We start from the raw sequence: 26,051 nt of genomic DNA, 5'->3' as shown, positions 1-26,051 counted from the left end.
ACATGGTCAAGATCGCCCGCTGGACTTACGACGGCGGCACTCACGCTGGGTTCGTGGATGACGGCAGTTGCTTCGAGTTGCCGGAGGGACAAACCGTGAATGACCTGTTGGGTGCCGGGCTTGCCGCCACTCTGGAGATTGCCGCGGAAACGCTTCGCGGCGCACCTTCGGTCGCCCTCGTGGACGTCCAGTTGCTGGCACCGCTGGAACCGGCCACCATCCGGGACTTCGTGGCGTTCGAGGAACACGTGGAGGGAGTTCGGAAAAGCATCGATGGCGTAGCGGGCGTGGTGGCCGAATGGTATGAGGCACCTACGTTCTACTTCACGAATCCGCACACCGTGACGGGCACCGGCGAGGTGATCGGCATTCCGGCGGGATGCAGCGAACTGGACTTCGAGACCGAAGTAGCTGCCGTCGTCGGACATGTCCCGGGAAGCGACGGCAGTAACCTGTCAGCGGCAGATGCCCACCGTCACATCTTTGGTTACACCATTCTCAACGACTGGTCGGCTCGCGACCTGCAACGTCGCGAGATGAAGGTCAGCCTGGGCCCCTGCAAAGGCAAGGACTTCGCCAACACGCTCGGTCCTTGGATTGTGACCGCCGACGAGTTCGACCACCTGCACGACGACGAAGGCTTCCTGCCGATCTCCATGGCCGTGGAAGTCAACGGGGAACAGATTGGCCAGGATCTGCTGTCCAACATGGGGTGGCCATTCGCCGAACTGGTCGCGTACGCATCGCAGGACTCGGTAGTGCGCCCCGGCGACGTTCTCGGATCCGGAACCTGCGGCAGCGGATGCCTCGCCGAACTCTGGGGACGCAACGGGTCCAAGACTCCCCCGCCGCTGAAGACCGGGGACGTTGTGCGGATGACAGTGGAGGGCGTTGGAACCATAGAAAATACCGTGGGCGAGCGTCGCGAGGCGACACCACGGGTACCTGCCAGAACCCGGCCCCGCAACCGGGCTGTCTCTGCCGCCCTTTCCTGCGTTACCGCCGGGAAGGAAGCCTCATGACCCACACCACCGGGCAGACCGAAGCGGCCGGCGTTATTGCCAGCTGCAGGGCGGTCAACCGACTGGCGCCACCACGTCCTCCAGCGCTGACCTATCGAAGAAGCGGATCTCACCCGTTGCCTCGAAGAACACCGGAACAACCGATGTGCTCAGGTCCTTGGATGTTTCGTAGATCTCAGCCGCAGCCCCGTGCTTCCTGGCAATTGTTCCAACGAGCTCGGTACCGCGGACCCGGACAGTTCGATATTTGTAGCTCATGGTGACCCCTTTGTCGGCTAGGGCAAACACTACCCGGGCGGTTCACTTCTTGGGAGGATGGTTTGCATGGCGCCTGCACCAAGCGGCGAACCTCAGCCATTTCGACCGCGCAACAACGAAGAAAGGTCGAGCCTGATTCTGTGGTTCAGCGGGGTCATGGCCTTGCTTCGGGCGAAGACCAGCAGCGTCAGCAGCCCGAGGGACGCCATGATGGTTGCAACGACGAGGGGGCCGAGGACTCCCAGTGCCGATTCGAACGCCGTTGCACCGGCCCAGGTGCCGATGGCTGTGCCGCCGTTGAATGCGGCAACCGCCACTGCGGCCGCCAAAGTCGGTGCACCCTGGGCGAAAGTAGCCGCGAGGCCGGTTGCGACGGGCGGTATGCCCATGCCGGCGATGCCCAGTAGAAACATGAGAACGAAGAGTGCTACGGCATTTGCCGAGAGTGGGATGAGCATGCCGAGCAACAGCACGGTTGCTCCTGTGGCTGTGATGAAGGTGCGGACCGGACGCTTGTCTGCGAATCGTCCGGCCAGGTTGGTGCCAAGCACTGCGCCGAGGCCGAATACAACGAAGAGCAGCGGCACCGCCCAGAGTGGGACGGCTCCACGGTCGGTGGCCACGGGAGACGGGTAACTGAAGGCGGTCATGTAGCCTCCGGTGGCAAAAACGGTGGCGAGGACGAGAACGACCATGCGACCGGTCACGACGGCCCGAATTTCAGCACGTACAGACGGTGCGCTGGTGTGCGTGTCCTCCGGGGTAAAACGTGCGATGACGGGGGCCGGTCCTACACCGCTCATCATGACACCCAACGCGCGGGAGCTGTTGGCCGGCCCGGCCGCCTGGGTGGCTATCACAGAAGCAATGGACCAGAAGGCCCCGGCCGCCAGGGCTGTGATGACACGCGCGAGAAGAACGATGCCAAAATCGCTGGTGAGTGCCGCCAGAACGTGGCCGGCCGCAAAGACCAGCAAGGCCAGGACGAGTGTCGCGCGCCGCGGCAAACGCAGAGTTGCCAATGCCATGACCGGGGAACCAAGGATCATGCCCACTGCGAAGGCGGTGATCAGGAGTGCCACGTGGGCAACACTGACGTTCAGATCACCGGCGATCTCCTGCAGGAGCCCGGCCACCATGTACTCGGTGGTGATCATGAGAAAGGTGCCCACCGCAAGAAGCGGGACGACCCTCGGGAGCCGCCGCTGCTGTTTCGGTTCTGCCGTTGTGGATGTCGTCATTCGTCTGGTGCTCCTTTTGTCGCTGATGAGACGTCAAGGGCGGCAATGTACCGCCCCTTTGACAATCCCGTACTCCTCCACAGCGGAGAAGGGTCCCTTGAGACATGGTCTGACAGGTCCTGTTTCGAAGTGCGGAACCCACTTAGGTTCGAAGGAGACAAACCCACCGAGCTGAAAGCAGGACTTGTCATGGAATACACACGACTCGGCAACACCGGACTGAAGATCAGCCGCCTTGCCCTTGGCTGCATGAGCTACGGTGACCCTTCAACGGAGAATTCCCACCCATGGTCCTTGAACGAAGATGCGGCCGGGCCGTTCTTCCGTCAGGCACTGGAGCTGGGAATCACGTTCTGGGACACTGCCAACGTTTACCAGGCCGGCACCTCCGAGGAGATCGTCGGGCGCGCCATCAAACAGTATTCACGGCGTGAAGACGTGGTCCTCGCCACGAAGGTTCGCGGAAGGATGCACGACGGCCCTGGCGGCGAAGGCCTCTCACGCAAGGCCATCCTGGAGCAGGTCGATGCCTCGTTGACCCGCCTCGGCACGGACTACATCGACCTCTATCAGATCCACAGATTTGACGATGACACCCCTGTGGAAGAAACCATGGAAGCTCTCCACGACGTGATCAAGTCCGGGAAAGTCCGCTACATCGGCGCTTCCTCCATGTATGCCTGGCAGTTCGCGAAGCTCCAGCACGCCGCAGAACGCGGCGGGTGGACAACGTTTGTGTCCATGCAGAACCAGTACAACCTCTTGCGTCGCCAGGACGAGCCCGAGTTGATGTCCATGTGCGCTGACATGGGTGTCGGGCTTGTTCCTTACTCTCCCAACGGGAAAGGTCGGCTCGCCCGCCCTGTGGGTGAACAAAGTACCCGGTCAACCACCGACAAAGTGGTCCAGGCTTTCGACAACGACTACGACGAACCCGTCATCAATGCTGTCCAAGCTGTGGCCGACGCCCGCGGCGGTACCATGGCCCAAATCGCGTTGGCGTGGGTGCTGCGAAATCCCGCTGTCTCGGCGCCCATCGTTGGCGCCACCAAACCACACCACCTCCAGCAAGCCGCTGATGCGCTATCGCTGACACTTAGCGACGAAGAAGCACAGGAACTTGAGGCTCCGTACGTCAACCACGGACCAGCATGGTACTGATACGCATTCCCGGTTTCCGGCAGAACGTCCGGTGAGAAGCAATGAGCACTGGGAGGACCTGACAGGTCCTCCCAGCACCCACAGCACAAGACATACCCTTGGAGACATGGATTCCAAATCCGAGATCAGCAACTTCCTGACATCCCGGCGCGCCAAGCTCTCCCCCGAACAGGCAGGCGTGCCACTGTACAGCGGAGCCCGCCGGGTACCCGGCCTTCGCCGCGAGGAAGTCGCGCACCTGGCCGGCGTCAGTGTGGACTACTACGCCCGTCTCGAACGGGGCAAAATCTCCGGCGCATCCCGTGAGGTTATCGAGGCCATCGCCCGCGCCCTGCAACTGGATGAGGATGAGCGCGACCATCTGCTTGATCTCACCCGAATGACGCAACGGCGCCCGCCCCGCCGGAAACCTTCAAATCGAACTACTGTCAGGCCGGGGATTCAAAGCGTTCTGGATTCCATCGACGCCCCGGCGTTCATACAGAACGCGCGACTTGACCGTTTGGCGGCCAACCGACTCGGCCGGGCACTGTATTCCCTCCCCGATGACGGATCCCGTGACCGTTTCAACTACGCCCACTACCTTTTTCTGGACTCCCGCGCCCCACGCTTCCATCGCGATTTTGACACAGCGAAACATAATGTCGTGGCGCTGCTTCATGCCGCAACAGCCCGGGATCCCTACGACAAAGAGCTCATCGAAATCATCGGGACGCTTTCAACGCAGAGTGAAGAATTCCGCTCATTGTGGGCCTCGCACGATGTCTTCAGGTACCGGTCCGGGCACAAGATGCTCACCCACTCAACGGTCGGAGACCTCGAATTCGGGTATGAATCATTCGAACTTTCCACAGACCCTGGCCTGGTCATGCTGGTCTACACCGTGGCGCCCGGCTCCCCAACGTCAGACGCCATGCGGATACTCGCCAGCTGGAATGCCCCTCTGCGCTCGTTCGAAGCAGACGCCGGTTCGTTGTAATCCTGCTCAATGTAATGTTTCTAGTTTTCCTCAGTGAAGACCTTCTTGGCGACGGCCATGGCACTCATGCCGTTGGGCCAGCCGGTGTAGAACGAGAGGTGGAGGATCGCTTCCTTCAGCTCTTCTTCTGTCACTCCGTTCTGGCGTGCGTAGTCGAGGTGGAACGTGAGTTGGTCGCTCTTCCCTGTTGCGGTTAGCGCAGCCACAGTGAGCAGGCTGCGGTCCCTTTTGGACAGGCCTTCGCGTTCCCATACTTCGTCGAAGAGAACCTTGTCGGTGTAGTGGACCAGTCCGGGCGCGAAGTCCCCAAACGCATTCTGCCCCCCGGTCCAGCCAGTACTTGTGTTCTCAACCATCATCATTCCTTTCGTAGATTCCTACAGCCGCTGACAACGCGAGGTTTGCCGCCAACGCCCCCACGCGCTGAAGCCCGAGGTTCCAATGAGACCTCAAATAGATCCCCTTTAGGAGTCACTGATAAGGGGCGTACCAGCAGGGCATCCCTCCCTTGGATTGGACGTCGTAGCCTTGGGTTGTGGACAACCGGAATGAAGTTCGAGACTTTCTCATGTCCCGCCGTGCGAAGGTCACCCCCGAGCAGGCTGGTCTGGCAGTGGCGGGACACCGCCGCGTGACGGGCCTGAGGCGCAATGAGGTTGCCACTCTGGCCGCAGTCAGTGTGGAGTACTACTCCAAGATCGAGCGTGGGAACCTTGCGGGGGTATCCGATGCGGTCCTTGACGCGCTGGCAGGAGCCCTCCAGCTGGACGACGCTGAACGCGAACACCTGTTCGACCTGTCACGCGTCGCCAACGGCGCTGCCCAGCCCGTGCGCAAGCGCAAACCGCAGAAGTGGGTGGCGAGGGAAAGCCTGATACGCGCCTTGGACGTGATCACTGAAGGGCCCCGCTTTCGTTCGGAACGGCCGGATGGACATTCTCGCCACCAACGCACTGGGTCGAGTGTTCTACGACCACGTCTTCGACGGCCCGGGGCAAGGCAACCTCGCACGGTTCTGCTTCCTCGACGAACGGGCCAAGACTTTCTACCCGGGCTGGGAAGCCGCCTCCGACGTGACCGTATCGATTCTGCGCACCGAGGCGGGCCGCGACCCTCACGACAAACGCCTTCACGACCTGATCGGCGAGCTTTCAACCCAAAGTGACGCGTTCAGGACCCGGTGGGGGGCTCACAATGTCCGGCGGCACGGCTCCGGCACCAAAAACTTCCAGCATCATGAAGTGGGCGGGTTGACCTTGACCTACGAGGGCATGGAGCTGACCGCCGAACCAGGCCTGTCATTGCTCATCTACACCGCCGAACCTGGATCACCGAGCCAGGAACGCCTCCGGCTGCTTGCCAGCTGGGCAGCCACCCTGTCCACCGCTACTTCGCTCGAACACGTAACCAGCGACCGATACAGCAACAAGTACAACAACGGAACCACGGAGGCATGAGCATGCACACACGAACTCTCGGACAGGGCCTTGAGGTCTCGGCTATCGGACTGGGTGCCATGGGCATGTCCCAGAGCTACGGTCCGAATCCAGGGAGCCGTCAAGACATGATTGATGTACTTCGATCAGCCATGGACCATGGCGTCACATTTTTCGATACGGCCGAGGTGTACGGCCCCTACGTGAACGAAGAACTCGTCGGCGAGGCACTGGAACCGATCCGCGACCAAGTGGTGATCGCCACCAAGTTCGGCTGGGACATCCAAGGCGGCAAAAGCGTCGGACTGAACAGCCGCCCCGAACAGATCCGCCGCGTCGCCGAAGAATCCCTCAAGCGCCTGCGAACAGACGTTATCGACCTGTTCTATCAGCACCGCGTCGACCCCCAGGTCCCCATCGAGGAGGTAGCCGGCACCGTCCGGGATCTGATCGCAGAGGGCAAAGTCCGCCACTTCGGACTGTCTGAGGCGTCTGCCGCCACGATCCGGCGCGCCCACACGGTGCAGCCTGTCACCGCCCTGCAAAGTGAGTACTCGCTGTGGACGCGGGACCCCGAGGCCGAAGTACTTCCAACGCTCGCCGAACTCGGTATCGGCCTCGTACCGTTCAGCCCCTTGGGTAAGGGCTTCCTCACCGGTACGGTGACCCCGGCAACCAGCTTCGCCGACAGCGATATCCGCAACCAGGTCCCACGCTTCAATGACGAAAACCTGGCGGCCAACCAAGCCCTCCTCGCGCAGGTCGTCGAACTGGCAAGGGTGAAAGATGTGGAGCCGGCCCAAATCGCACTGGCATGGTTGCTCGCCCAGCAGCCATGGATCGTCCCCATTCCTGGCACCCGACGCACCACCCGCATCAAAGAGAACGCCGAAGCTACCCACGTGGGGCTCAGCGCTGACGAAGTAGCCGGCCTTGATGCCCTTGCCCGGAGCCTGGGAGTCCATGGCGATCGCTACAACGCCACGCACATGGGTTACGTCAACGGCTAAGAATACTTTCCGAGGCTTCCGGTCTGCTCAGCGCCTTTGGAGACGGAATGGTTACCCAGGGGCCAGCACGCGAATGCGTTCCGGGTTGACCACCGCACCGTAGAGATCCGAAGGCTCAGCGTTGAACGTGGCGAAATCGGGCGAATCAACGGAACCCCAATGGTGGAGCAATAGGTCCGCCGACGGGTAGCTGTTGTCCGGAGCCCACCGGGGAGGCAGCCGGAGCCTCAGCCGGTCAGATCACCAACGAGGCGGGCGACGTGCAGGGCAAGGTAGGCGATTTCGTCCTGCGTGAGCACTTCGGAGAGGCCCATCTGCAGGCGGAATTGGATCTTGGCTGCGCATCCCCATGCTTCAGGGTGGGTTTCGGCAATGGCAGTAGAGAGCACGGTGCTGGGCTCTGTGATTTGTTTGCCGGACGCGACCCTAATGAACAGGTAGCGCAGGTGCGTGACGAATCGTGCGGCGTTCATGGATTGCTGGTCGACCTTGATGCCAAAGGAGTGGTCGATGATGTCGAAGATCTGGGTGATGATTTCGGTCATCTGGACTGTTTTGTTTAGTCCAGGAGCGGCGAACTGGGAGTTGACGAAGTGCAGTGCCAGGGCCACCGCTTCATCGGGTTGAAGCTCGATTCCCAATGCACTATTAGCGATCAGCACCGCAGACCGACCAGTGGCCAGTTCCTTGGGGTAGAGCATTGCGACTTCCCAGCCCAGCGGGAACTCCACGCTGATGCCTTCCCGGATTCGCTGGGCGGCGAAGTGGAGATGGTCGGCCAACGGGAGAATAAGGCTTTGGCTGATGCGGAGGCCGAGTTGTTCCTGTGCCAGTTCGGCTACTTTGCCGGCTGCGCGGATGTAGATCAAGGGAATGTCAGAGAGGAATTGGGCGAGTCGGTCACTGCTTGCGTCGCCGCTGGCAATGAATACCTGGTCGACGGCGGCACCGTCCAAGGTGTCCTCAGCTCGTCGTCCGTGACCCAGCCCCTTGCCGATGGCCACGACTTCGTGGCCTTCATCGTCTATAGCGAGAACCGAGTTGTTGTTGAGCACGCGCTTTACCCGCACGTGGTGTCCTTCCGTCAGATCTGATGGGGTGGAGCGGCGGACGCCAAGGTGGGCGTCCGCCGTCGAATAATGGACTTACTGCTGTAGGGAGCCGCCATTGCTGTCTATCAGCGAGCGGTACCAGAAGAAGCTGTCCTTCTTGGTTCGTTTCAGGTCAAGCAGATCGAATTCGTCACGGTTCACGTGAATGAAACCGTACCGCTTCGCGGCCCCTTGGTGGGTCGAAATCAGATCAATGGCTGCCCAAGGGCAGTATCCGAAGACCTCGACGCCGTCGCTGAGCGCCAGCTGGATCTGTTCGATGTGCTGGCGAAGGTAGTCGATCCGGTAGTCATCGTGGACACGACCGTTTTCCAGTTTGTCGAAGGCGCCCAGCCCATTCTCTGTGATGATGAGGGGCAACCGGTAGCGGTCCCAGATAGCGCGCATAGTGGTTCGGAAACCGGCCGGATCGATGTCCCAGCCGAAGGCATTCTTCGGCAAGTGCGGGTTGTCTTCACCTCGGTACAAACCGATTTCACCTCGGACAATTTGCTGGTCCGATCCGCGGATTTTCAGGTCAGTGGCATCGCCACGGGAGGCACCGACAGTCTGGGTTGCGTAGTAGTTGAAGGCGATGAAGTCGGGCCGGCCAGCCTTCAGGACGTCAAGGTCGCCATCCTGGATGGTGGGTTCGTAGCCATTTTCCACAAGGTATGCCCAAGCCAAAGGGTGGTACGAACCTCGGACGGCCAGGTCAAGGTACAGCCAATTGCGGATGGCGTTCCAGTCGTCGGCTGCGAGGACGTCTTCAGGGTCGCAGCTGGCGGCGTAAATGTTGGAGATGTTCGGCGCGGGACCGATTTTGGCTTCGGGCAGTTGGTCATGGCACAGGGCCATAGCGCGCGCCTGTGCGAGGAACATGTGGTGGTTCTGCTGATACAGATCCCTTTTTCGGCCTTCTCCGCCTGCGTGTGTGGTGCCGATCGCGTCGCCGTGCAGGATCATCATGTTCTGCTCGTTGATGGTGAGCCAGTACTTCACTTTATTGCCGTACTCGCGGTACAGGACCCGCGAGTATTCGACGAAGGCATCAACGGTTGCGGGGTTGGCCCATCCGCCTCGTTCGTGGAGTACCTGCGGCAGGTCGAAGTGGTACATCGTGAGGATCGGTTCAATGCCCTTTTCGAGCAGTTCGTCGATGAGGTTGTGATAAAAATCCACCCCCTTTTGGTTCACTGCTCCGTCGCCGTCAGGGATGATGCGCGTCCAGGCAACGGAGAACCGGTAGGCCTTCAGACCCAGCTCGGCGAAGAGGGCTACGTCTTCTGCGTAGCGGTTATAGTGATCCGCGGCGACTTTGAAGTCAGTGGTCCCTGCGGGGAATTCGGTGCGGGCGTCGATCACGGACGGGCCTTTGCCGTCGGCGTCCCAGGCACCTTCCACCTGATAGGCGGACGTGGAGGCGCCCCAGAGGAAATCGGCGGGGAACTCTTTGAGCTGCTTGAATTTCATAACGTACCTTCTTGGTTCAGTTCGGTGGCTGGCGGTCAGCGGGTGACAGTCAGGACGCGGTCACCAGGTCCAACCGGGACCGGGTCCGAGGGGGTGACGTCTCCGACCTTGGTGTGGTTGGTGATGACCAAGATGACCGTGGTGGGGTGCCCGGCCGCGGCGATGGCTTCCAGGTCTGCCATGACCAACGGGTCGCCGGCCTCGACACGAGCGCCGCGGGCGACCGCGCCGGTGAAGCCCGCGCCGTTCATCCTCACCGTGTCGATCCCGACGTGCACGAGCATTTCTACGCCGTCGTCGCTGCGGATTCCGAAAGCGTGCCCGGTGTCCATGGCAACTGTCACCGTGCCGCTGCAGGGGGAAACGATGGCCCCGTTGTGAGGATCGATACCGACTCCCGGGCCCATGGTCTTGGAGGAAAACACAGGGTCGGCAACATCTTCCAGCGGGATGATCGTCCCAGCGCACGGGGCCATGATCTCAATGACGTCGGTCCGTTCCAGAGTGGCGGTTGCTGCCGATCGACGGTTGGCACTTCCGGAACCGGCGTCTCCGGTGGTCGTTACCACCGCAACCGGGGCGGTTTCAGTGGCGGGGACCGTGTCTGCGGCGATGTCCTTTTCGTACTTCAGGGACAGAGCAAAGGCCGCAACGGCAGTGACAACAATGCCGATGGCGAGCGAGATCAGGATGTTGATGAAGTGCTGCATGGTGTCGTCGCCGATGTAGAGCAGGACCGCGGGGATACCGGACGAGCCGGTAGCGAATCGGTGCGTCTGCGTCAGCCCGGCGTAGAGGCCGGCCGAGCCGCCGCCGATCATGGCTGCGATAAGGGGGTATCGCTTGGGTAGGGCAACACCGTACAACGCAGGTTCGGTGATGCCCATGAGGGCGGTGATGCCGCCGGCCGTGGCGATCTGCTTCATTTTCAGGCTCTTGGTGCGGAACGCGACAACAAGGGTGGCCACGCCCATGGCGATATTGGAGCAAATGGCGCCGGGACCGAAAATGCTGTCATGACCCGTCTGGGCCATCTGCACGATACCCAGGGGTGCAACACCATTGTGGAGGCCGAACATGACCATGAGCGGAAGGAACGCACCGATCAGCACCGCCGGTGCCCATGCAGCGTTGGTGCTCAGGAATCCGAAGAACGTACCCAGATAACCACCGAGGATGCTGCCGATCGGGCCCAGCACTGCCATGGCGAGAGTGCCCATGATCAGGAACGTGAGCATGGGGACAAACACCAGCTTCACAGCTGCCGGGATGATCTTGTCCAGCCAGCGCTCAACGTGTGCCTGTACGAGGATGACCAGGATGATGGGGATGACCGTGGCGGCGTAGCTCGTCAAGGGCAGCGGGATGATGTCGAAGAAAGCAACAGGGTTCTTGGCCGTCACCATGGCGAGCCAGTTCGGGTGCATCATGATGGCGGCTACGCCGGCGGCAAGGATGGGGTTGCTCTTGAGCTTGTTGGCCGCGCAAAACGCGATCAGGATCGGCATGAAGTAAAAAACGGCGTCAGCGAAGAAGTTGATCACCATGTACGTCTGCGACGTGGGTGTAACGACCTTCAACAGCACCAGCAAAGCCAGAAGGGCTTTGACCATGCCAGCTCCGGACAGTGCAGGGATCAGCGGTTGGAAAGTGCCGGCAACGAAGTCGATGATGACTGTGCCGATGTTTTTCCTGGTGTCAGGCTTCTTCCCGCCCTTCTCATCCGCCGGAATGTGGCCGACCGCGGACAGTTGGCGTTCGAGTTCGTCGTGGACGTCCTTCACATGCATGCCGACAACCACCTGGAACTGGCCGCCACTGATGAGCGTCTTGGCAACTCCATCGGTAGCAGCCAGGGCTGCCTGGTCGGCTCTACTATCGTCGAGGAGTTCGAAACGAAGACGGGTCTGGCAGTGATAGAACGTCTTGATGTTCTCTGCCCCGCCGACCAGATCAATGATCTGGGCCGCCAAGGGCTCGTACTTCTTGCTCATGCTGTGGTCTTTCTCGGAACCCATGGATGCGGACGGCGTGGTTCGCTCGTTGGGGGTGGCTTGGGGATCTTCCGTGCAAAGGGGGTTTAGGCGACGTCGTGGTCGGCTTCGAGGACCGCAGCGAGTCTTTCGAGGACCGTCTCGGCGTCGGGACCTTCCGCCCGGAGGACGACCCGGTCTCCGTGCTTGGCGCCGAGGCTCATCAACGACAGGATGCTTGAGGCGTCCATCGCGTCATCCACGGAATCTTCATCCCGTGCGATGGTCACTTCGAGATTCTCTTCGCTGGCTGCTTCTGCAAAAAGTGCGGCGGGACGGGCGTGAAGTCCCACTCGGCTTGCGATGGTGGCGATGCGCTCAGGCATTTGTTCATCCTTCTCTGGTGCGTTGATTGTCTGCTGTGGCTCAGCGGGCGGTAGGACGAGGGCACAAAAAAAGACCCAAGCCGTGACACGGGATAAGTGTCAGAGCTTGAGTCTTGCCTCGCTCGAAACGAGTTACATGCTCAAATCTCAGCGAAAAAATCGCTGAAGCAATCAAAGCAGTATGTTGCCCGTCACGTCAAGCCTTACTCAGGTCGTGCTCGGGTCCTGGATCTCGCCACTGGAAAGCACCAGAACATGTAGCAACTGCCGCCGGCGGCGGCCACTTCGCTTTCATTCCGGGCGAATCGAGGCGGTCAGCCGATCAAGCGCTGAGCGCAGCTGGTCGCTGCCAGCCGCGCCCAGACTATCGACTACCCGCTGTTCAATGACCGCGATGACCTGGTCTGCTTGCTCCAGCGCTCCCTGTCCTGCCGTGGTGAGGTGAAGCTCCTGCACTTGGGGGTGCCGGGGGTGCGTGCGGCGCTCGATCAGCCCGCGTCCCTCCAGGCGGGTGACCAGGGAAGCGATGGCCTGGGGTGTCACATTCAGGCGTCGGGCAAGGGTCGCGCCGGCCAGCCCAGGTTCCGCGTGCACAGAGACGAGCAGTGTGTAATGAGCAGCCGCCATCCCCAAGGCCCGCAGTTCTCGATCCTTCAGATTCTGCACTGCCAATTCGGCGCGTCGGAGTGCCCAGATGACCCGATCCCGGGGGTCTGGCTCGGTGGTAGGCAGGGTTGTTGTCATCGTGCTAGCATACATTACTTTACACCTATCAAACGTTTGATAGTCATCAATAATAGGAGAACCCCATGAGTCGACCCATCGCACTTGTCACCGGGGCCAGCAGCGGCATCGGGGCAGCGGTATCGGCATTGCTGGCGCATGCCGGCTATGACTTGGTACTCGTTGCTCGGCGCGAAAACCGCCTTGCTGCCCTGAAACAAGAGTTTGAGGGGATCGGAGCGAACAGCGAGACCCTTTCGCTTGATCTTTCGGAGCGGACCGGTCTTACTGACGCAACGCGGCGTGCCGGCGTCGGAGACATCGACGTCATCGTCTCCAACGCCGGGGTCAGCGCGTACGGCCCGTTCGCGGAGATCGATCCAGCCGACCTCGACCGCGCCTGGAGGCTCAATTCCGACGCGACACCCATGCTCGCCCGGGCTGCCCTGCCTGGCATGCTCGAACGCGGCAAGGGCGGAATCATTGCGATTGCCTCGAACCTCGCCTTCAGCGCGGGGATCCCCACAGCTCCGGCGGACCAAGGAAGGGCTCTGCCGCATCGCGCACTCTACGTTGGCGCAAAAGCCGGGATGGTGGCATTCACCCGGGTTCTCGCCTCGGAACTCGACGGAACCGGCGTGCAGGCCACCGTTGTCTGCCCCGGGCTGGTGTCGTCGGAGTGGAACGGCGGCGCCTCACAGGGCCCCCAAGCCATGACACCGGAAAACGTCGCCCTTGCCGCATGGTCGAGCTTCACGAAGGGCGAAACCCTTTGCCTGCCCGGCCTCGAGCAAGTTGACCTTCTAGACCAGCTCGCAGAGACGGAACGCCGCATCCTCGGCGGGAACATCGGGTCGGACCTCGCCACCCGCTACTTACCGTGAGCCGGCGGTGTCGCGGCCGGTTCGAGACCCAAGGGCAGAACCTGGCGCCGACAACGCCCACATGGAACCGTCGACACATCGCACCGCTGCGAGCACGGCCGCCGCGGCCCGGAAGGGCCACCATGCTCCATGACAGAAACGCCATCTTCCACCCGAATCTTGGCTGCGCCAGGCAGGCATTGCAGCCCCCACTGCACTTGGATGTAGGGTATTGCCCACTAGAGGAGAGCTGACCTGCATGCAACCGACTATCGCTCACACCAGCAGCACAATTCGTTTCGTGGATGCACTCCAGTGGAGGCTCGAAAGGCACGCACTGGCTGGCGCAGCTGTCACCTCGGTAGCTGATGCGGTCGACCGTATGGTCGCTACGCGGGCTTGGCCTTCGGATGCGGCGGACCTGGCAGTCGCTTTACGGGTTCTTGACCCGAAGCGCGATGCCTTGAGCCAGGCGCTGGAGTCCGGGAGCGTGGTGAGAAGCTACGCGTTTCGCGGCGGCTCTTTCATCTTTACCCCTTCCATCGCAGCTGATCTGCTGATGACGCGTACCGCGACCCGGATATGGGAAACGAACCGGTGGCAGGAACAAGGCGGCTTTGCGATCAGCGATTGGCAGCCGTTACGCGAGGCAATGCGCGGAATCCTCGGAGATGGGCCATTGACCCGCTCGCAGATCAGCGAAAGACTCGACAGGATTCCCGGCTTCCGGGATCTAGCGCAGGCGGCGTTGGGTGCGGGCGCTGACAGCCTGTACAAACCGCTGCATTGGTGGGGTGACATTTGCTTCGGCCCGACCCGCGGCACCGAAGCGACATTCCAGTTGGCCGGCCCCTTGCAGGATGAGCCCGCCGACGCCGCCGTCGATGAAGCCGGCAGAAGGTCCATTCGCACCTACCTGCACTCCTACGCGCCAGCCACCGTCGATAATCTCGCTTACTGGCTGGCCCAAGGGCTCGGTGTCCCCGGACGCAGGCTCCTGGCGTGGATCGGGGATCTCGGTTCCGAGATCACAACGATCGATGTTGATGGGGTGCCCTCACTGGCCCTAACAGAAGACGTGGCCTCCATCGCATCCGCTCGCTCGCCCGAAATCCTTCGCCTCCTGCCAGCATTCGACCCTTGGTTCTTCGGACCCGGCACTGCCGACCATCGCCTCATCCCCACCGCCCAAAGGGCCCTGGCGTCAAATGGCTACCCACTGGTCATCTCAAGGGGCAGTGCCGTAGCTACGTGGCGGGTGCGCGCCCAGACTGTCGTCGTCAAACCCTTCGTACCAAGCTCCCAGCTGCCACTCCAGCTACTGGAAGACGAGATCAAGCATCTCGCCCGGATCCTGAACAAAGATCTCGACATCGTAGTCGAACCCCAAACCTGAGACGGGGACTGGACCACGAAATCAGCTGAACTTACGAACGGCCCGACAGAACATGCCTTACCGACGGGTAGATTTGGCAAGTGGAAAATTGCCGTCCGGATACTTTTCCGGCCGATTCCTAATCTTTGTTGCGGAGTCCCTGGGATTCGGCGGTCGCGGCTTCGATAGCGTCGGTGTCCAGTCCACACGCGCGTAGAGCGGTTGCGGCAATCACTTCCAAGTAGGCGGGGTCCGGTTCCCCGCTCCTGCGCAAATGGCTGATCAGTTCCGTCAGATGGATGATGATGGCGCCCAATTGTTCCTCCGAGACCGAAGCTGCTACGGCCTCGGTAGCAGCGGCGGCCCCTAGCCGTCCGTAGACATTGAGCAACTCTTGCCGCTCAAGGCGAAAGCTGTTGTAGCGCTCACCCTGCACCTCCGGCAACAACCAGAGAATGGCGAAATTGTGCGCGGCTTTGATCAGGGTAGTTGTATCCAGGATGAGGGCAGCGTGGAGGGCGCCGGCGGCGCTGGCGGAAGCGGGCACGAGTGCTTCAAGGGTGCGCACAGCTTCCAAGCCGGGCCGAACGGACGCGGTGAGCAGCTCGTCGAGCATTTCTTCTTTGTTCGCGAAGTGGTAGTAGAGGGATGCCTGGCGAATGCCAACCCGCTCGGCGATCGTGCGAGTCGGTGTGGCCGTGAATCCGTTCTCGACGAAGAGCGCCGCAGCGGCGTCGAGGATCTGTTCCCGGGGCGAGTGCTCAGTGTCGGAGTCCGGGATGCTGCGTGGACGACCGGTGCGTACTGGCCTTGTTTCGGTTGACATGAATCCATCCTTTCACGCGGGACCTCGGAGCACCCGGAATAGTGAGCCCGCCGCTGTCCCGGGCACAAAAACTTCAGAAGTTTGGCGACGTGGGTTCTGCACCCCTCCGGGTGTTCGTAGCCACTTTCCGTCATTTCCCGAATCGGCAATCCCGACCACGCTCCTCTCTCCTTCGCCGGCCGCACGGCACACCGCAGGAACCCTGGACATCACCGCAGCCTCCCTTCGTGAAGGTGCCTGCTTCTTCAAAAATACACTACCTATCACTTGACAGGTATTGGTGGAAGTGGGACGCTCAGACAAGCGAAGTGTTACCCCCGCCACAACATTCGACCAACCAATCCCCCTTCCAATCGGGAAGAAATGGCTGGTTGTTGAGGAGGAAGGGTGCGGGTCCTTCGCTGGACTACCCAACTGACAAAGAAGTCGCACTGCTGCATTGGTCAGCGCTTTTCATGGTGTGGGATTCCAGATTCAGGAATGCCCCGCAGAAACCCGTTCGACCGGAAGGAAATCCAATGATCAGGACTCAATTGCACCTGAAAACCCGTCCTGGCCTCGTTCAAGATGTTCTGGACTTTTATGCGGACCGTGGCATCCTCGCAAGGTCCCTCGCGCAGCCGGGGTGCTTGGCAGCGGAGATACGTGTACCGCTTCACTTCCAGGATTGCGTCGTCGTCAGTGCACTTTGGGAATCCGGGACGGCCTACCAGTCCTGGGTGGAAAACCCGGAGCGGGACTCCGCTGCCAAGGAGCTCATTGCTCTGCTCGACAACACGGAGGGCGCCTTGGGCGACGCCGAAGTCTCTGTCATCCACGACTTCAAGGCCGCGCATCCTTGTTCAATTACCAATTGAGCCGTCGGCTGACTCAGTAAATCCACATCAAATTCACACCATAAAGGGATAAGTAATGAAGAAAGACCTACGGGTAGGAGTGGACATCGGTGGAACCTTCACCGACATCGTCGTGCAAAACAAGCGCGACGGCAGCACGCTCCTCCATAAAGTCCTCAGCACGCCGGACAATCCCAGCATCGGAATGCTCCGGGGCCTGGACGAGCTCGGCATTGCAGAGGACATAGACTTCCTTGTTCACGGGACAACTGCCGGCCTGAACGCCCTCCTTTCCCGCACTGGTGAGCGGGTCGCGCTGATCACCACCGCCGGGTTTGAAGATGTTCCGATCCTGGGCCGCGGCGGGAACAAAGAGATCTGGAGCCTGACGCCTGAACGGCCCAAGCCACTCGTCGCCGAGCATGACATCATGTCTGTCGATGAAAGGGTCCGCTTTGACGGATCCGTTGAACGGCCACTCCAGGACGACGACGTCCGACGGGTTGCCGACTGGCTGCTGGCGGAGGGCATTACGAGCGTTGCGGCCTCCTTCCTCCACTCCCACCGGAATCCTGTCAATGAGATCACCCTGCGCGAACGCCTCACCGCCCTCGTGCCTGGGGCCTCCGTCGTTCTCTCCCACGAAGTCGCACCGGAACAAGGAGAGTTCGAGCGGACCTCCACCACGCTCGCCACCGGCTACGTGGCGCGCACCGTTGACCGCTACCTCGCAGCACTTTCGGTGGAACTGGACAAACGGCGGTGCAGTGCTCCGCTGCAGGTCATGAGGTCCAGCGGAGGGATATGCTCGGCGACACTGGTCGCGCGCCAACCGATCCAGACGATCCTCAGCGGACCTGCTGGAGGAGTCGTTGCCGCTGAGACTCTCTCCCGCTCCCTCGGCCGGCCGAACCTGATCGCCATCGATATGGGTGGAACGTCATCGGATGTGAGTTTGGTGATCGACAGCAGGATGACGCTGGCTACGGAAGGTGAAATCGCCGACCAAGTCATGCGGATGCCGGTAGTTGAACTGCACACCATCGGTGCCGGGGGCGGTTCCATTGCCCGCGCGGAAGCCGGAGGTCTTCGAGTGGGTCCCAAGAGTGCCGGCTCTGACCCCGGCCCGGCATGCTACGGACAGGGGGGTACTGAGCCCACAGTCACCGACGCCCAGGTGGTACTGGGGCGGATTGATCCTGGCTGGTTCCTGGGCGGCAGGATGAAGCTGAGCCTTGACGCGGCGCAGATGGCTGTCGGCCGGCTGGGCAAAGCGTTGGACATTGAGCCGGAGACCGCCGCTGAAGGCATCGTGGCCGTGGCGAACGGCATGATGGCCAACGCGATCCGCACGCTCACCATGCGGCGGGGCATCGACGCCCGGGATTTCGCGCTCGTGGCCTTTGGCGGTGCGGGCCCCCTCCATGGAGCCGCCCTCGCGGACGAACTCGGAATCCGGGAGGTGATTGTCCCCTTCGCTACCGGTGTGCTTTCGGCTTGGGGGATGCTGCACGCAGACATCCGGCACGACGTCTCCGCACCACTCTCCGGCCTGGCCGACGCCCCGGAGGCGCTGAGGACTTTCCGAGAGATACGCCAGCAACTTGAAGCCCGCGGATCGATACTCCTGGACACCGAGCGCGTCCCCGACGAGGACAAGACGTTCGAATTCTCGGCGGACATGCGATATGTCGGTCAGGAGCACGCAATCTCCGTCGCCATTGCCGACGAGGAGGATGCGCTTGGCCTCTTCCACGACGCCTACCGGCGCCGTTACGGGCACAGCATGCCCGAATCACCCGTCGAATTTGTCAATGTGAGGCTCGCTGCTGTTGGCCGCGTCAGCTCGGCTCCAGCAGAATCATCAGGCCTCGGCTCCGATGTCCCGGAAGAATCAGCCCGGAAAGTGCGGATTGACGGTGTCACCCATGACGCACGGGTTGTGCACAGGAGCGCGCTCGGTGTCGCAACGGTCGACGGGCCCGCGATCATCCAGGAAGACGGTTCCACCACTCTGGTCCCCCCGTCGTGGCAGGCCACGCGCGGCGAATTTGACACCATGATTCTTAGAAAGGTCGGCCGATGAACACCGACGTAGTGACCACAGAGATCGTCCGAAACCTTTTCCTTTCAGCAGCAGAAGACATGCATGCAACTCTGGTGCGCTCGGCCTTCCAGCCGCTTCTCTACGAAAACGAGGACGCCGCCGTCGCCATCCTTGACCGCAACGCAGACGTCCTGGGCCAGTCCAGCGGCCTGCCCCTGTTCCTGGGAAACCTGGATGAAGCGATCAAAGAGACACTGCGTCGCCGGGGCGGGACCGGTTGGCTCGACGAAGGCGATGTTGTCATCCTGAACGACCCCTACATCCAAGGCACGCATGTCAACGACGTGACCCTTTTCGCGCCCGTACATTCCGGGGGCGAGATCATCGGTTACGTCGCCGTCCGCGGCGATGTGACCGACGTCGGCGGTAAAGATCCCGGCGGAGGAACCGAGACCACCGAGGTGTATCAGGAAGGTCTCCTGCTTGGGCCAGTAAAAATTTGCACGGCACAAGGACCAAACCAGGACATCATCGACATCATCCGCCGCAACAGCCGCAGTGGAGAGTTGATCGTTGGCGATATCAACGCCATGATCTCCTCGTGCCGGATCGGCCAGCGACGAATGCTGGAGATCGTCAGGCGCTTCAGCATCGGCGTCATCGAGGCATCCCGTGACGAAATCTTCCGCCAGAGCGAAGAGTCAGACAGGGACACTGTCAGCAACATACCCGACGGCGTCTACACCGGAAGCGGCTGCATGGACAACGACGGCATCATCCTCGACAAGCCCGTCCGGATCCCGATCAAGATCACTGTCTCCGGCGACACACTCACCGTCGACTTAACGGAGAGCCCTGATTCAACTACGGGGCCCATCAATTGCGGCCGCGCCCAAGCTGTTGCCGCCATCCGTGTTGCCTACAAGCTGCTGTTCGCCCCGGAGCGCTCGTTCGACGGCGGCTGCTTCCGTAACGTTGAAGTGCTGACACGCCCGGGATCGGTTCACCATGCAGAGGAACCGGCGGCTTGCGGTTGGTATTACACCACCTTGGGACTTCTGGTGGATCTTTTTATCAGCGCCTTCGCCGAAGTCCTGCCCGGACGTGTCACTGCGGCCCAGTTTGGTGATTCGATGATTACCTACTTTGCCGGCAAGGACTTGCGCGGTGCGGACTACCTCTGCGTCGAGGCCCACGCCGGCGGTTGGGGTGCCTCCAGCCGGTCAGACGGAGCCGATGGTCTCATCAACGTCCTCAACGGCAGTTTCCGGAACACTCCCATAGAAGCGTTGGAATCCCGATACCCGATCACGGTCACCCAATACGCCATCAGGCACGACTCCGGCGGTGCTGGCATGCACCGCGGAGGCAACGGCATCATCAGAAGCTACCGCTTCGATGAACCAACGCAGCTATTCCTTTGGCTCGACCGGTCCCTCACCCCCGCCTGGGGACTGAACGGCGGCTCCCCCGGCGAACCGCCGCGCGTGGAAATCTCCGGCAGCGTCCGCCGATCGGACTTGCTCAAGGTCAACGGGCTGCAGCTCTCTGCCGGCGATGAGCTGAAGATCCTGACGGGTGGCGGCGGCGGCTTCGGGAGTCCCGAATGAGCACAATGAGGCTTCCTCGCGCCACCACACACACATTCTCCGCACCAGAATCCACCCTTGGTATTTCGCATCGAAAGGCAAAGCCATGACCGACAGGTCATCGAATACTGCGACGGTCCCCGACGGACGGGGCCCGAAAGGGGCTCCGTCCGGAACGCTGAGCGCCCGCCACATCATCTTCTTCGTGATCGCCGCCGCAGCACCCCTCGGGTTCGCGGTGGGATCTATCCCCTTGGCCATAGGCCGCGGCGGCATAGGCACCGCGGCCATGTTCATTATCGCCGGCGGATTCCTCGCGCTGTTCGCAGTGGGATACGTGGCCATGACACGCTTTGTCCCCAATGCGGGAGCACTGTTCTCCTACATCACGGCAGGTCTCGGCCGGCCTCTGGGCATCGGCGTCGCATTCGTGGCAGCGATCTCCTACGCCTTGGTTTCAGCCGGCGCCGTTGGCCCCTTCGCGGTATTTGCCGAGCAAACAGCCCAGTCCCTCTTCGGTGTGGCAGTTCCCTGGCCGGTATGGGCCTTGGCCGGAATCCTGGTGATGGGCCTCCTGGGCCAGTTGAACGTCGAGCTCAACATGCGGGTGCTGGGGTTCTTCATGATCGCGGAGGTGACGGTGCTCGCCATCCTGGGGGTCGCCGTCGTAAGCCAGGGCGTTGCCTCCGGAATCTCGATGGAGGCCTTGAGTCCGGCCGCCATCGCAGAGGGCCAGATCGGGGTGGTCCTTCTCTTCGTCTTCGCAGCTTTCGCGGGCTTTGAGGCCACTGCGCTGTTCCGCGAGGAGGCGAAGCATCCCGTCCGCACTCTTCGGCGTGCAACGTTCGGCTCCATTGCCGTCATCGCGCTGCTGCAGTCCTTCGTTGCCTGGTACATCGTCCAGGCCTTTGGCGCCACCGTGGTGGACGTGGCGAACGCAACTCCCACGGAAATGTTCGCCATTGCTTCCCGGCAATACGTGGGTGACTGGTTCGCGAACGTCGTCACCGTCCTGGTGGTCCTGAGCTGGTTCGCCTCCGTCAGCGCATTCCACAACGCCACCACGCGATACCTTGTGGCGCTGTCACGCGACGGCGTGATCCCGGCCATTTTCACCCGCCGCTCGCGCCGCACCAACGCCCCCTGGGTGGCCAGCCTCACCCACAGCCTCTTCGCCCTGGTCCTGATCGTGCTCTGCATCCTGGCGGGACTGGACCCCTACCTGGACCTGTTTATTCTGGGCAGCGTGCCGGTAGCCGTCAGTATCCCTGCCATGGAACTACTCACGGCAATCGCAGTGGTCACCTTCTTCCTGCGGGACCGTCGCGGCCAATCCCCGTGGGCCGTGTACGTGGCACCGGCAGTGTCAGCCATCGCACTGGCCATAGTTGTCTACTTGGTGCTGGCCAACATGGAGTTCTACACCGCCCAGACCGGCCCTATCAACTGGATCCTCCCCGGCATCAACCTTGTAGTCCTCGGGATAGGCGTTGCCCGCGCCCTGTGGATGCGATCCCGCACTCCCCACCTCTACGACCGCATCGGCCGATTCGGCCTGGAATAAGCGCTCTCACCAACAGAACGGACGACGCCTCGCCTGCCAGGTCCATACGAAAATGCCCCAGCCAAGGCACTCTTCCAGGACACGGCAGGCGGGGCGTTCTTCCAACGCCTTCCCCACGCGATTCAAAACAACGCCCCCGCTCCCCAAAGGTGGACGAATGCCCCCCTCAGAAACCACTGTTCCTCTTCACGCAGGTTCCTCCTCGAACCGCTCAACGACACCCGATTCCGAATACTTCAGGAAGTACATTGGCCAAAGCTGGGCCACCCCCGTGGAAGTCCTGCCCCCGCCGCGGGAACAAGCTGCATTTGCCGCAGCGAGACGCAGCCGAGTCTCCGGGCTGTAGCCCGGCGTTCGTCTGCTCGTGCCGGCCGGCCGCCTCAAACAACGCACGAACGATATGACATATCCGTTCCGGGCCCACTCGGCGTTTGCTTGGCTTACGGGATGGGGCAGCGATTCCGAGCCCGGAGCCGTGCTCGTGTTTGAACCTGCAGGCGACGCCCACGAGGTAACTCTGTACTTCCGCGAACGAGCCGGACGCGGCACGGACGAGTTCTACGCGAACCCGGAAATCGGCGAGTTCTGGATTGGCCCGAGGCCCTCCCTCCGGCAAGTAGCCACCGATCTCGGACTCCAGACCCGCGGAATCGCCGATCTGGACCTGCTCATGCACCTCGGACCAGCAGAAGAATCCACGGTCCTGCACCCGACCGTGACGATACCTGAAGCAGACCCGGAACTGGCAGATATTGTCGGCAGCCGGCAATCCGGTGCCGCCACGCGCAACGCCAATTTCGTCAGGGACCTTTCCGAACTGCGACTCGTCAAAGATCCCTACGAGGTAGAGCAACTGCGGAAGGCGGTCGCCGCCACCGCCGTCGGATTCTCGGACGTCATGGCCGAGCTCCCCCGAATCCGTGGCAATGCCCGCGCCGAGCGCCTCATCGACGGAGTGTTCAACAACCGGGCCAGGGCCGAAGGAAACACCGTGGGTTACAACACGATTGCAGCAGCCGGCCCGCACTCGTGCATCCTGCACTGGACCCAAAACAACGGACCCGCTCTGAACGGTGACTTGGTTCTCCTGGATGCCGGCGTGGAGCTGGACAGCTACTACACAGCCGACATCACCCGAACGTTTCCCGTGAGCGGAACCTACTCTGCGGCGCAACGAAAAGTCTATGAGGCTGTCCTGGAAGCAGCAGACGCCGCCTTCGCCGTCGCACGTCCCGGCGTCCGGTTCCGTGACATTCACGACGCCGCCATGGCTGTTATTGCCCGCGCGACCGTCGAATGGGGCGTGGTGACGGTCAGCGTCGAGCAAGCATTGGAGGAGGGAAACCAGCAGCATCGCCGCTACATGGTCCATGGCACCAGTCATCACCTCGGCCTCGACGTCCACGACTGTGCACAGGCCCGCCGCGAGATGTACCTCGACGGCATCCTTGAGCCAGGCATGGTCTTCACCATCGAACCGGGACTCTACTTCCAGCCTGATGACCTCACCGTGCCGGATGAACTACGCGGCATCGGGGTGCGCATCGAGGACAACATCCTGGTAACCGCAGAAGGCGCCGAAAATCTCTCGGCTGCAATCCCCCGCACCGCCGATGACATTGAAGTGTGGATCCAGCAGTCAAGCACCTGAACGTCATGCCCGGAACCGAAAAAGCCAGATCCACCGACACCGACACAAACACCCCTCCCCATAAGAACGGACACCGTAAGATGCCGCCGAAAACGCCGGAACACTTTCCCCGAATCGCTGTCCTTGGAACTGGCGCCATGGGTGGTGCCATTGTCCGGGGGCTCCTCAAAAGCGGCGCGACGGTCAGCGAAGGGATGAGCGTCAGTGGTCACTGGACCCAGCAGATGCAAGAACTCACGGATCTGCCCGGAGTCGAAGGATTCGATGCGGAGACCGATCCCGAGGCAAACATCCGTGCAGTAAGACATGCGGGCATCGTTGTCCTGGCGCTCAAACCGGACGTCATGGTGAGCGTTCTCCGGGAGATTTCATCTTTCCTACGCGACGGCGCAATCGTTATCAGCGTTGCCGCCGGCGTCACCATTCAAACCATAGAGTCGCTGCTGCCAGAAACGGTTTCCGTCATCCGGGTTATGCCGAACACCCCAGCCCTCGTCGGCATGGGCGTCTCAGGCATCAGCACCGGGACCCGGGGAACGATGAAGGACATATCCCTCGCCGAGGCGCTCTTCGGAAGAATCGGAACCGTTCTCAGAGTTCCAGAGAGCCGGATCGACGAGGTCACCAGCATCTCGGGATCGGGCCCGGCATATGTGTACTACCTCATCGAACAACTCACAACGGTCGCGGAACACCTGGGCTTCACTTCCGAGCAGGCCGCTCTTCTGGTCAACGGAACGTTCAGGGGAGCATGTGAGCTGCTCGTGGACTCCGACAAATCACCCCGGGAACTCCGCCAACTCGTCACCAGCCCCAAGGGCACAACAGCGGCAGCTATCTCCGTCCTTGAAGACGGAGGTCTCCGGGAACTATTTGAACGAGCTGCAGCCGCCGCCGTCCGTCGTGCGAGAGAACTCGCCATATAACCGGCAAGGCCCCTCGACGCACAACGACAGGAGATTGTTCCTATGCAACCTTGGATTATCAGGGATTTTCACCTTGACGATCTCGACCAATTGATCGAGGTATGGCAAGACTCCAGAACCTCCGGCGTCCACCCCGTGTACACACTGGCCGAGATCATCGATGCCTGCACCAACGGGCTGGCCTTCGTAGCCCTGACAGAAGGCACGATCGTTGGCGCAGTTGCCTGCGTCATTCAGGACGACCGTGCCTGGGTCGTGACACTTGCCCAGGCCACAGAATGGCGGGAACGAGGATTGGGAAGTGCGCTGCTCGCCCACGTTGAAGGACGATTGGCCAGCCGTGGAGTCAGAAGGATATCCGCGCTGGTCCCCGCCCCGGAAACCAGAATCAGGGCATTCCGAAACAGCGACTACCGCGTCGAGGAGGACCTGCATTACTTCGAAAGGGCCATACCGGTACACCCCAAGGAAACCCGCCCCCTCAGCCAGCTTGGAGGCCGGCTTCTGCCCCACGGACTCTGGGAAGCCCTCGCTGGCATGCAGAACGAAAAGCACCTGATTGAGCAGCGCCTCATCCTTCCCCTTGCACACACCGAACTCGCGAAATCATTAGGCGTAACACCCCCACGCTCGGTGGTCCTCTTCGGTCCGCCGGGAACCGGGAAAACGACTTTCGCCAAGGCCATAGCTTCCCGACTCGACTGGCCATTCATTGAGGTATTTCCATCACGGCTCGCCTCCCATCCCCACGGTCTAGCTGGGGCCCTGCGCCAGGTCTTCCTGGACATCGGAGAACTCGAACATGGAGTCGTTTTCATTGACGAGGTCGAGGAAATCGCGTCCACCCGCACAGGTGAAGTCACGTCCCCACTCCAAGGAGTCACCAATGAGCTTCTGAAAATCATCCCGGCATTCCGGGAACAAGAGGGACGCCTCCTGATCTGCGCCACCAACTTCATCCGCTCCCTGGACAACGCCTTCCTCCGCCACGGCCGGTTCGACTACGTCATACCCATAGGGCCGCCGGACCTCATGGCTCGCATGGCAATCTGGAACCGCTATATACCCCCTGCGTTTTCGCAGAACGTCGACTTGGAAGTGCTGGCCAAAGCCAGCGACCGGTTCTCCCCGGCCGACATAGAATTCGCTGCCAGAAAGGCTTCACAAAAAGCGCTGGAATTTGCTGTTCAATCACGGCAGCCTGCAACCACCGAAACGGCCCTCACCACTGCGGCCTACCTGCAGGCCATCGAGGGAACGCGTGCAACAGTGACCGAAGCCGTCGTGAAGGAATTCCTGGAAGACATCGACCGGATAGCACGCGTCTAGATGGCAATGCCTATCTTCCCTGCGCAGGCACGTGGCCCCGCCCGAACGCGACTTCAGGTCAATCAGGACCTCGGCACCGCCGCCGGGCACGACAAAAATGCATCGCCGATAGCATCGCCTCCACCTCGGGGCACCTATGACGGCCACGGAAGCGACTTCGTCCAACTCAGAGCCGTCATCGCAGGCGCCCGGCGTTGAGTTCTTGGTGGCAACTCCGCATACCTCCTGGCGATCAAGTCGTCCTCCTGCACCGACACAGGATCGACGAGGGCTGCACGTCTCGCGGGACGCC

Annotated in this window: 21 protein-coding genes and 2 pseudogenes; 14 read left to right on the top strand and 9 right to left on the bottom strand. The window is 61.5% G+C overall.

From position 1 onward, the window contains the following. Positions 1-2 precede the first annotated feature (2 nt). Positions 3-1,022 carry a fumarylacetoacetate hydrolase family protein gene (locus J3D46_RS15620; protein ID WP_253468112.1) on the top strand — a complete coding sequence of 340 codons (1,020 nt, stop codon included), beginning with the start codon at positions 3-5 and terminating at the stop codon, positions 1,020-1,022. 54 nt (positions 1,023-1,076) lie between these two features. On the opposite strand, the gene J3D46_RS15615 is transcribed toward J3D46_RS15620, so the two are convergent. Next, positions 1,077-1,280 carry a hypothetical protein gene (locus J3D46_RS15615; RefSeq protein ID WP_231340190.1) on the bottom strand — a complete coding sequence of 68 codons (204 nt, stop codon included), beginning with the start codon at positions 1,278-1,280 and terminating at the stop codon, positions 1,077-1,079. Between the two features lie 92 nt (positions 1,281-1,372). Continuing rightward, positions 1,373-2,521: an MFS transporter gene (locus J3D46_RS15610; RefSeq protein WP_253468111.1), complete on the bottom strand. Its 1,149-nt coding sequence runs from the start codon at positions 2,519-2,521 to the stop codon at positions 1,373-1,375. 189 nt (positions 2,522-2,710) lie between these two features. Here J3D46_RS15610 and J3D46_RS15605 point away from each other — a divergent pair, with 189 nt between their 5' ends. After that, the gene (locus J3D46_RS15605) at positions 2,711-3,682 is read left to right on the top strand and encodes an aldo/keto reductase (protein WP_253468110.1); all 972 of its coding nucleotides are present in this window, start codon (positions 2,711-2,713) and stop codon (positions 3,680-3,682) included. A gap of 106 nt (positions 3,683-3,788) precedes the next feature. Further along, positions 3,789-4,661, top strand: a complete 873-nt coding sequence (locus J3D46_RS15600; protein WP_253468109.1) for a helix-turn-helix transcriptional regulator — start codon at positions 3,789-3,791, stop codon at positions 4,659-4,661. Between the two features lie 20 nt (positions 4,662-4,681). On the opposite strand, the gene J3D46_RS15595 is transcribed toward J3D46_RS15600, so the two are convergent. Further along, positions 4,682-5,017: a carboxymuconolactone decarboxylase family protein gene (locus tag J3D46_RS15595; protein ID WP_231340194.1), complete on the bottom strand. Its 336-nt coding sequence runs from the start codon at positions 5,015-5,017 to the stop codon at positions 4,682-4,684. Positions 5,018-5,196: 179 nt separating this feature from the next. Between J3D46_RS15595 and J3D46_RS15590 the strand changes: the two are divergent. After that, a pseudogene (locus J3D46_RS15590) lies at positions 5,197-6,118 on the top strand (helix-turn-helix transcriptional regulator). A gap of 2 nt (positions 6,119-6,120) precedes the next feature. Continuing rightward, complete coding sequence (locus J3D46_RS15585; protein ID WP_253468108.1) at positions 6,121-7,107, top strand: aldo/keto reductase; 987 nt, start codon at positions 6,121-6,123, stop codon at positions 7,105-7,107. A 227-nt stretch (positions 7,108-7,334) separates the two neighbouring features. Here J3D46_RS15585 and J3D46_RS15580 read toward each other — a convergent pair whose 3' ends face one another. From J3D46_RS15580 to J3D46_RS15560, 5 genes are all read right to left on the bottom strand, one after another. Beyond that, positions 7,335-8,177 carry a PRD domain-containing protein gene (locus J3D46_RS15580; protein WP_253468107.1) on the bottom strand — a complete coding sequence of 281 codons (843 nt, stop codon included), beginning with the start codon at positions 8,175-8,177 and terminating at the stop codon, positions 7,335-7,337. 75 nt (positions 8,178-8,252) lie between these two features. Beyond that, entirely contained in the window at positions 8,253-9,671 is a 1,419-nt protein-coding gene (locus tag J3D46_RS15575) for a glycoside hydrolase family 1 protein (protein ID WP_253468106.1), read from the bottom strand. A gap of 35 nt (positions 9,672-9,706) precedes the next feature. Further along, positions 9,707-11,665, bottom strand: a complete 1,959-nt coding sequence (locus tag J3D46_RS15570; protein ID WP_253468105.1) for a beta-glucoside-specific PTS transporter subunit IIABC — start codon at positions 11,663-11,665, stop codon at positions 9,707-9,709. Positions 11,666-11,751: 86 nt separating this feature from the next. Next, the gene (locus J3D46_RS15565; protein WP_253468104.1) at positions 11,752-12,030 is read right to left on the bottom strand and encodes an HPr family phosphocarrier protein; all 279 of its coding nucleotides are present in this window, start codon (positions 12,028-12,030) and stop codon (positions 11,752-11,754) included. A 291-nt stretch (positions 12,031-12,321) separates the two neighbouring features. Further along, positions 12,322-12,774, bottom strand: coding sequence for a MarR family winged helix-turn-helix transcriptional regulator (locus tag J3D46_RS15560; protein WP_253468103.1), 453 nt, complete (start codon positions 12,772-12,774; stop codon positions 12,322-12,324). A gap of 65 nt (positions 12,775-12,839) precedes the next feature. Here J3D46_RS15560 and J3D46_RS15555 point away from each other — a divergent pair, with 65 nt between their 5' ends. Both J3D46_RS15555 and J3D46_RS15550 read left to right on the top strand, forming a co-directional pair. Further along, positions 12,840-13,637, top strand: coding sequence for an SDR family oxidoreductase (locus tag J3D46_RS15555; protein WP_253468102.1), 798 nt, complete (start codon positions 12,840-12,842; stop codon positions 13,635-13,637). A gap of 280 nt (positions 13,638-13,917) precedes the next feature. Then, positions 13,918-15,012 carry a DNA glycosylase AlkZ-like family protein gene (locus J3D46_RS15550; RefSeq protein ID WP_253468101.1) on the top strand — a complete coding sequence of 365 codons (1,095 nt, stop codon included), beginning with the start codon at positions 13,918-13,920 and terminating at the stop codon, positions 15,010-15,012. A gap of 118 nt (positions 15,013-15,130) precedes the next feature. Here the strand turns inward: J3D46_RS15550 and J3D46_RS15545 are convergent, their stop codons facing one another. Then, positions 15,131-15,817, bottom strand: a complete 687-nt coding sequence (locus J3D46_RS15545) for a TetR/AcrR family transcriptional regulator (protein WP_253468100.1) — start codon at positions 15,815-15,817, stop codon at positions 15,131-15,133. Positions 15,818-16,335: 518 nt separating this feature from the next. Between J3D46_RS15545 and J3D46_RS15540 the strand changes: the two genes are divergently transcribed. From J3D46_RS15540 to J3D46_RS15510, 7 genes and pseudogenes are all read left to right on the top strand, one after another. Further along, complete coding sequence (locus tag J3D46_RS15540) at positions 16,336-16,674, top strand: antibiotic biosynthesis monooxygenase (protein ID WP_253468099.1); 339 nt, start codon at positions 16,336-16,338, stop codon at positions 16,672-16,674. Positions 16,675-16,729: 55 nt separating this feature from the next. Continuing rightward, positions 16,730-18,739, top strand: coding sequence for a hydantoinase/oxoprolinase family protein (locus J3D46_RS15535; protein WP_253468098.1), 2,010 nt, complete (start codon positions 16,730-16,732; stop codon positions 18,737-18,739). After that, positions 18,736-20,310 carry a hydantoinase B/oxoprolinase family protein gene (locus J3D46_RS15530; protein ID WP_231340202.1) on the top strand — a complete coding sequence of 525 codons (1,575 nt, stop codon included), beginning with the start codon at positions 18,736-18,738 and terminating at the stop codon, positions 20,308-20,310. The genes J3D46_RS15535 and J3D46_RS15530 overlap by 4 nt, the downstream gene beginning before the upstream one ends. A gap of 85 nt (positions 20,311-20,395) precedes the next feature. Further along, positions 20,396-21,853 carry an APC family permease gene (locus tag J3D46_RS15525; protein ID WP_253468097.1) on the top strand — a complete coding sequence of 486 codons (1,458 nt, stop codon included), beginning with the start codon at positions 20,396-20,398 and terminating at the stop codon, positions 21,851-21,853. Positions 21,854-22,010: 157 nt separating this feature from the next. Next, positions 22,011-23,504, top strand: a pseudogene (locus J3D46_RS15520) (aminopeptidase P family protein). 80 nt (positions 23,505-23,584) lie between these two features. Further along, complete coding sequence (gene proC, locus J3D46_RS15515) at positions 23,585-24,430, top strand: pyrroline-5-carboxylate reductase (RefSeq protein ID WP_256491437.1); 846 nt, start codon at positions 23,585-23,587, stop codon at positions 24,428-24,430. Positions 24,431-24,472: 42 nt separating this feature from the next. Continuing rightward, positions 24,473-25,759, top strand: coding sequence for an ATP-binding protein (locus tag J3D46_RS15510; protein ID WP_253468095.1), 1,287 nt, complete (start codon positions 24,473-24,475; stop codon positions 25,757-25,759). The last annotated feature ends 292 nt before the right edge of the window (positions 25,760-26,051 follow it).

It is taken from the genome of Paenarthrobacter sp. A20 (assembly GCF_024168825.1).
Taxonomy (GTDB): Bacteria; Actinomycetota; Actinomycetes; order Actinomycetales; family Micrococcaceae; genus Arthrobacter.
Note: the sequence above shows the minus strand (reverse complement) of the source record. Positions and strands in the feature narration are given on the sequence as shown.

Bases quoted from the DNA above. Each gene is read 5' to 3' on its own strand.
- J3D46_RS15620 (WP_253468112.1), top strand. From the start codon at position 3: ATGGTCAAGATCGCCCGCTGGACTTACGACGGCGGCACTCACGCTGGG.
- J3D46_RS15615 (WP_231340190.1), bottom strand. From the start codon at position 1,280: ATGAGCTACAAATATCGAACTGTCCGGGTCCGCGGTACCGAGCTCGTT.
- J3D46_RS15610 (WP_253468111.1), bottom strand. From the start codon at position 2,521: ATGACGACATCCACAACGGCAGAACCGAAACAGCAGCGGCGGCTCCCG.
- J3D46_RS15605 (WP_253468110.1), top strand. From the start codon at position 2,711: ATGGAATACACACGACTCGGCAACACCGGACTGAAGATCAGCCGCCTT.
- J3D46_RS15600 (WP_253468109.1), top strand. From the start codon at position 3,789: ATGGATTCCAAATCCGAGATCAGCAACTTCCTGACATCCCGGCGCGCC.
- J3D46_RS15595 (WP_231340194.1), bottom strand. From the start codon at position 5,017: ATGGTTGAGAACACAAGTACTGGCTGGACCGGGGGGCAGAATGCGTTT.
- J3D46_RS15585 (WP_253468108.1), top strand. From the start codon at position 6,121: ATGCACACACGAACTCTCGGACAGGGCCTTGAGGTCTCGGCTATCGGA.
- J3D46_RS15575 (WP_253468106.1), bottom strand. From the start codon at position 9,671: ATGAAATTCAAGCAGCTCAAAGAGTTCCCCGCCGATTTCCTCTGGGGC.
- J3D46_RS15570 (WP_253468105.1), bottom strand. From the start codon at position 11,665: ATGAGCAAGAAGTACGAGCCCTTGGCGGCCCAGATCATTGATCTGGTC.
- J3D46_RS15565 (WP_253468104.1), bottom strand. From the start codon at position 12,030: ATGCCTGAGCGCATCGCCACCATCGCAAGCCGAGTGGGACTTCACGCC.
- J3D46_RS15560 (WP_253468103.1), bottom strand. From the start codon at position 12,774: ATGACAACAACCCTGCCTACCACCGAGCCAGACCCCCGGGATCGGGTC.
- J3D46_RS15555 (WP_253468102.1), top strand. From the start codon at position 12,840: ATGAGTCGACCCATCGCACTTGTCACCGGGGCCAGCAGCGGCATCGGG.
- J3D46_RS15545 (WP_253468100.1), bottom strand. From the start codon at position 15,817: ATGTCAACCGAAACAAGGCCAGTACGCACCGGTCGTCCACGCAGCATC.
- J3D46_RS15540 (WP_253468099.1), top strand. From the start codon at position 16,336: ATGATCAGGACTCAATTGCACCTGAAAACCCGTCCTGGCCTCGTTCAA.
- J3D46_RS15535 (WP_253468098.1), top strand. From the start codon at position 16,730: ATGAAGAAAGACCTACGGGTAGGAGTGGACATCGGTGGAACCTTCACC.
- J3D46_RS15530 (WP_231340202.1), top strand. From the start codon at position 18,736: ATGAACACCGACGTAGTGACCACAGAGATCGTCCGAAACCTTTTCCTT.
- J3D46_RS15525 (WP_253468097.1), top strand. From the start codon at position 20,396: ATGACCGACAGGTCATCGAATACTGCGACGGTCCCCGACGGACGGGGC.
- proC (WP_256491437.1), top strand. From the start codon at position 23,585: ATGCCGCCGAAAACGCCGGAACACTTTCCCCGAATCGCTGTCCTTGGA.
- J3D46_RS15510 (WP_253468095.1), top strand. From the start codon at position 24,473: ATGCAACCTTGGATTATCAGGGATTTTCACCTTGACGATCTCGACCAA.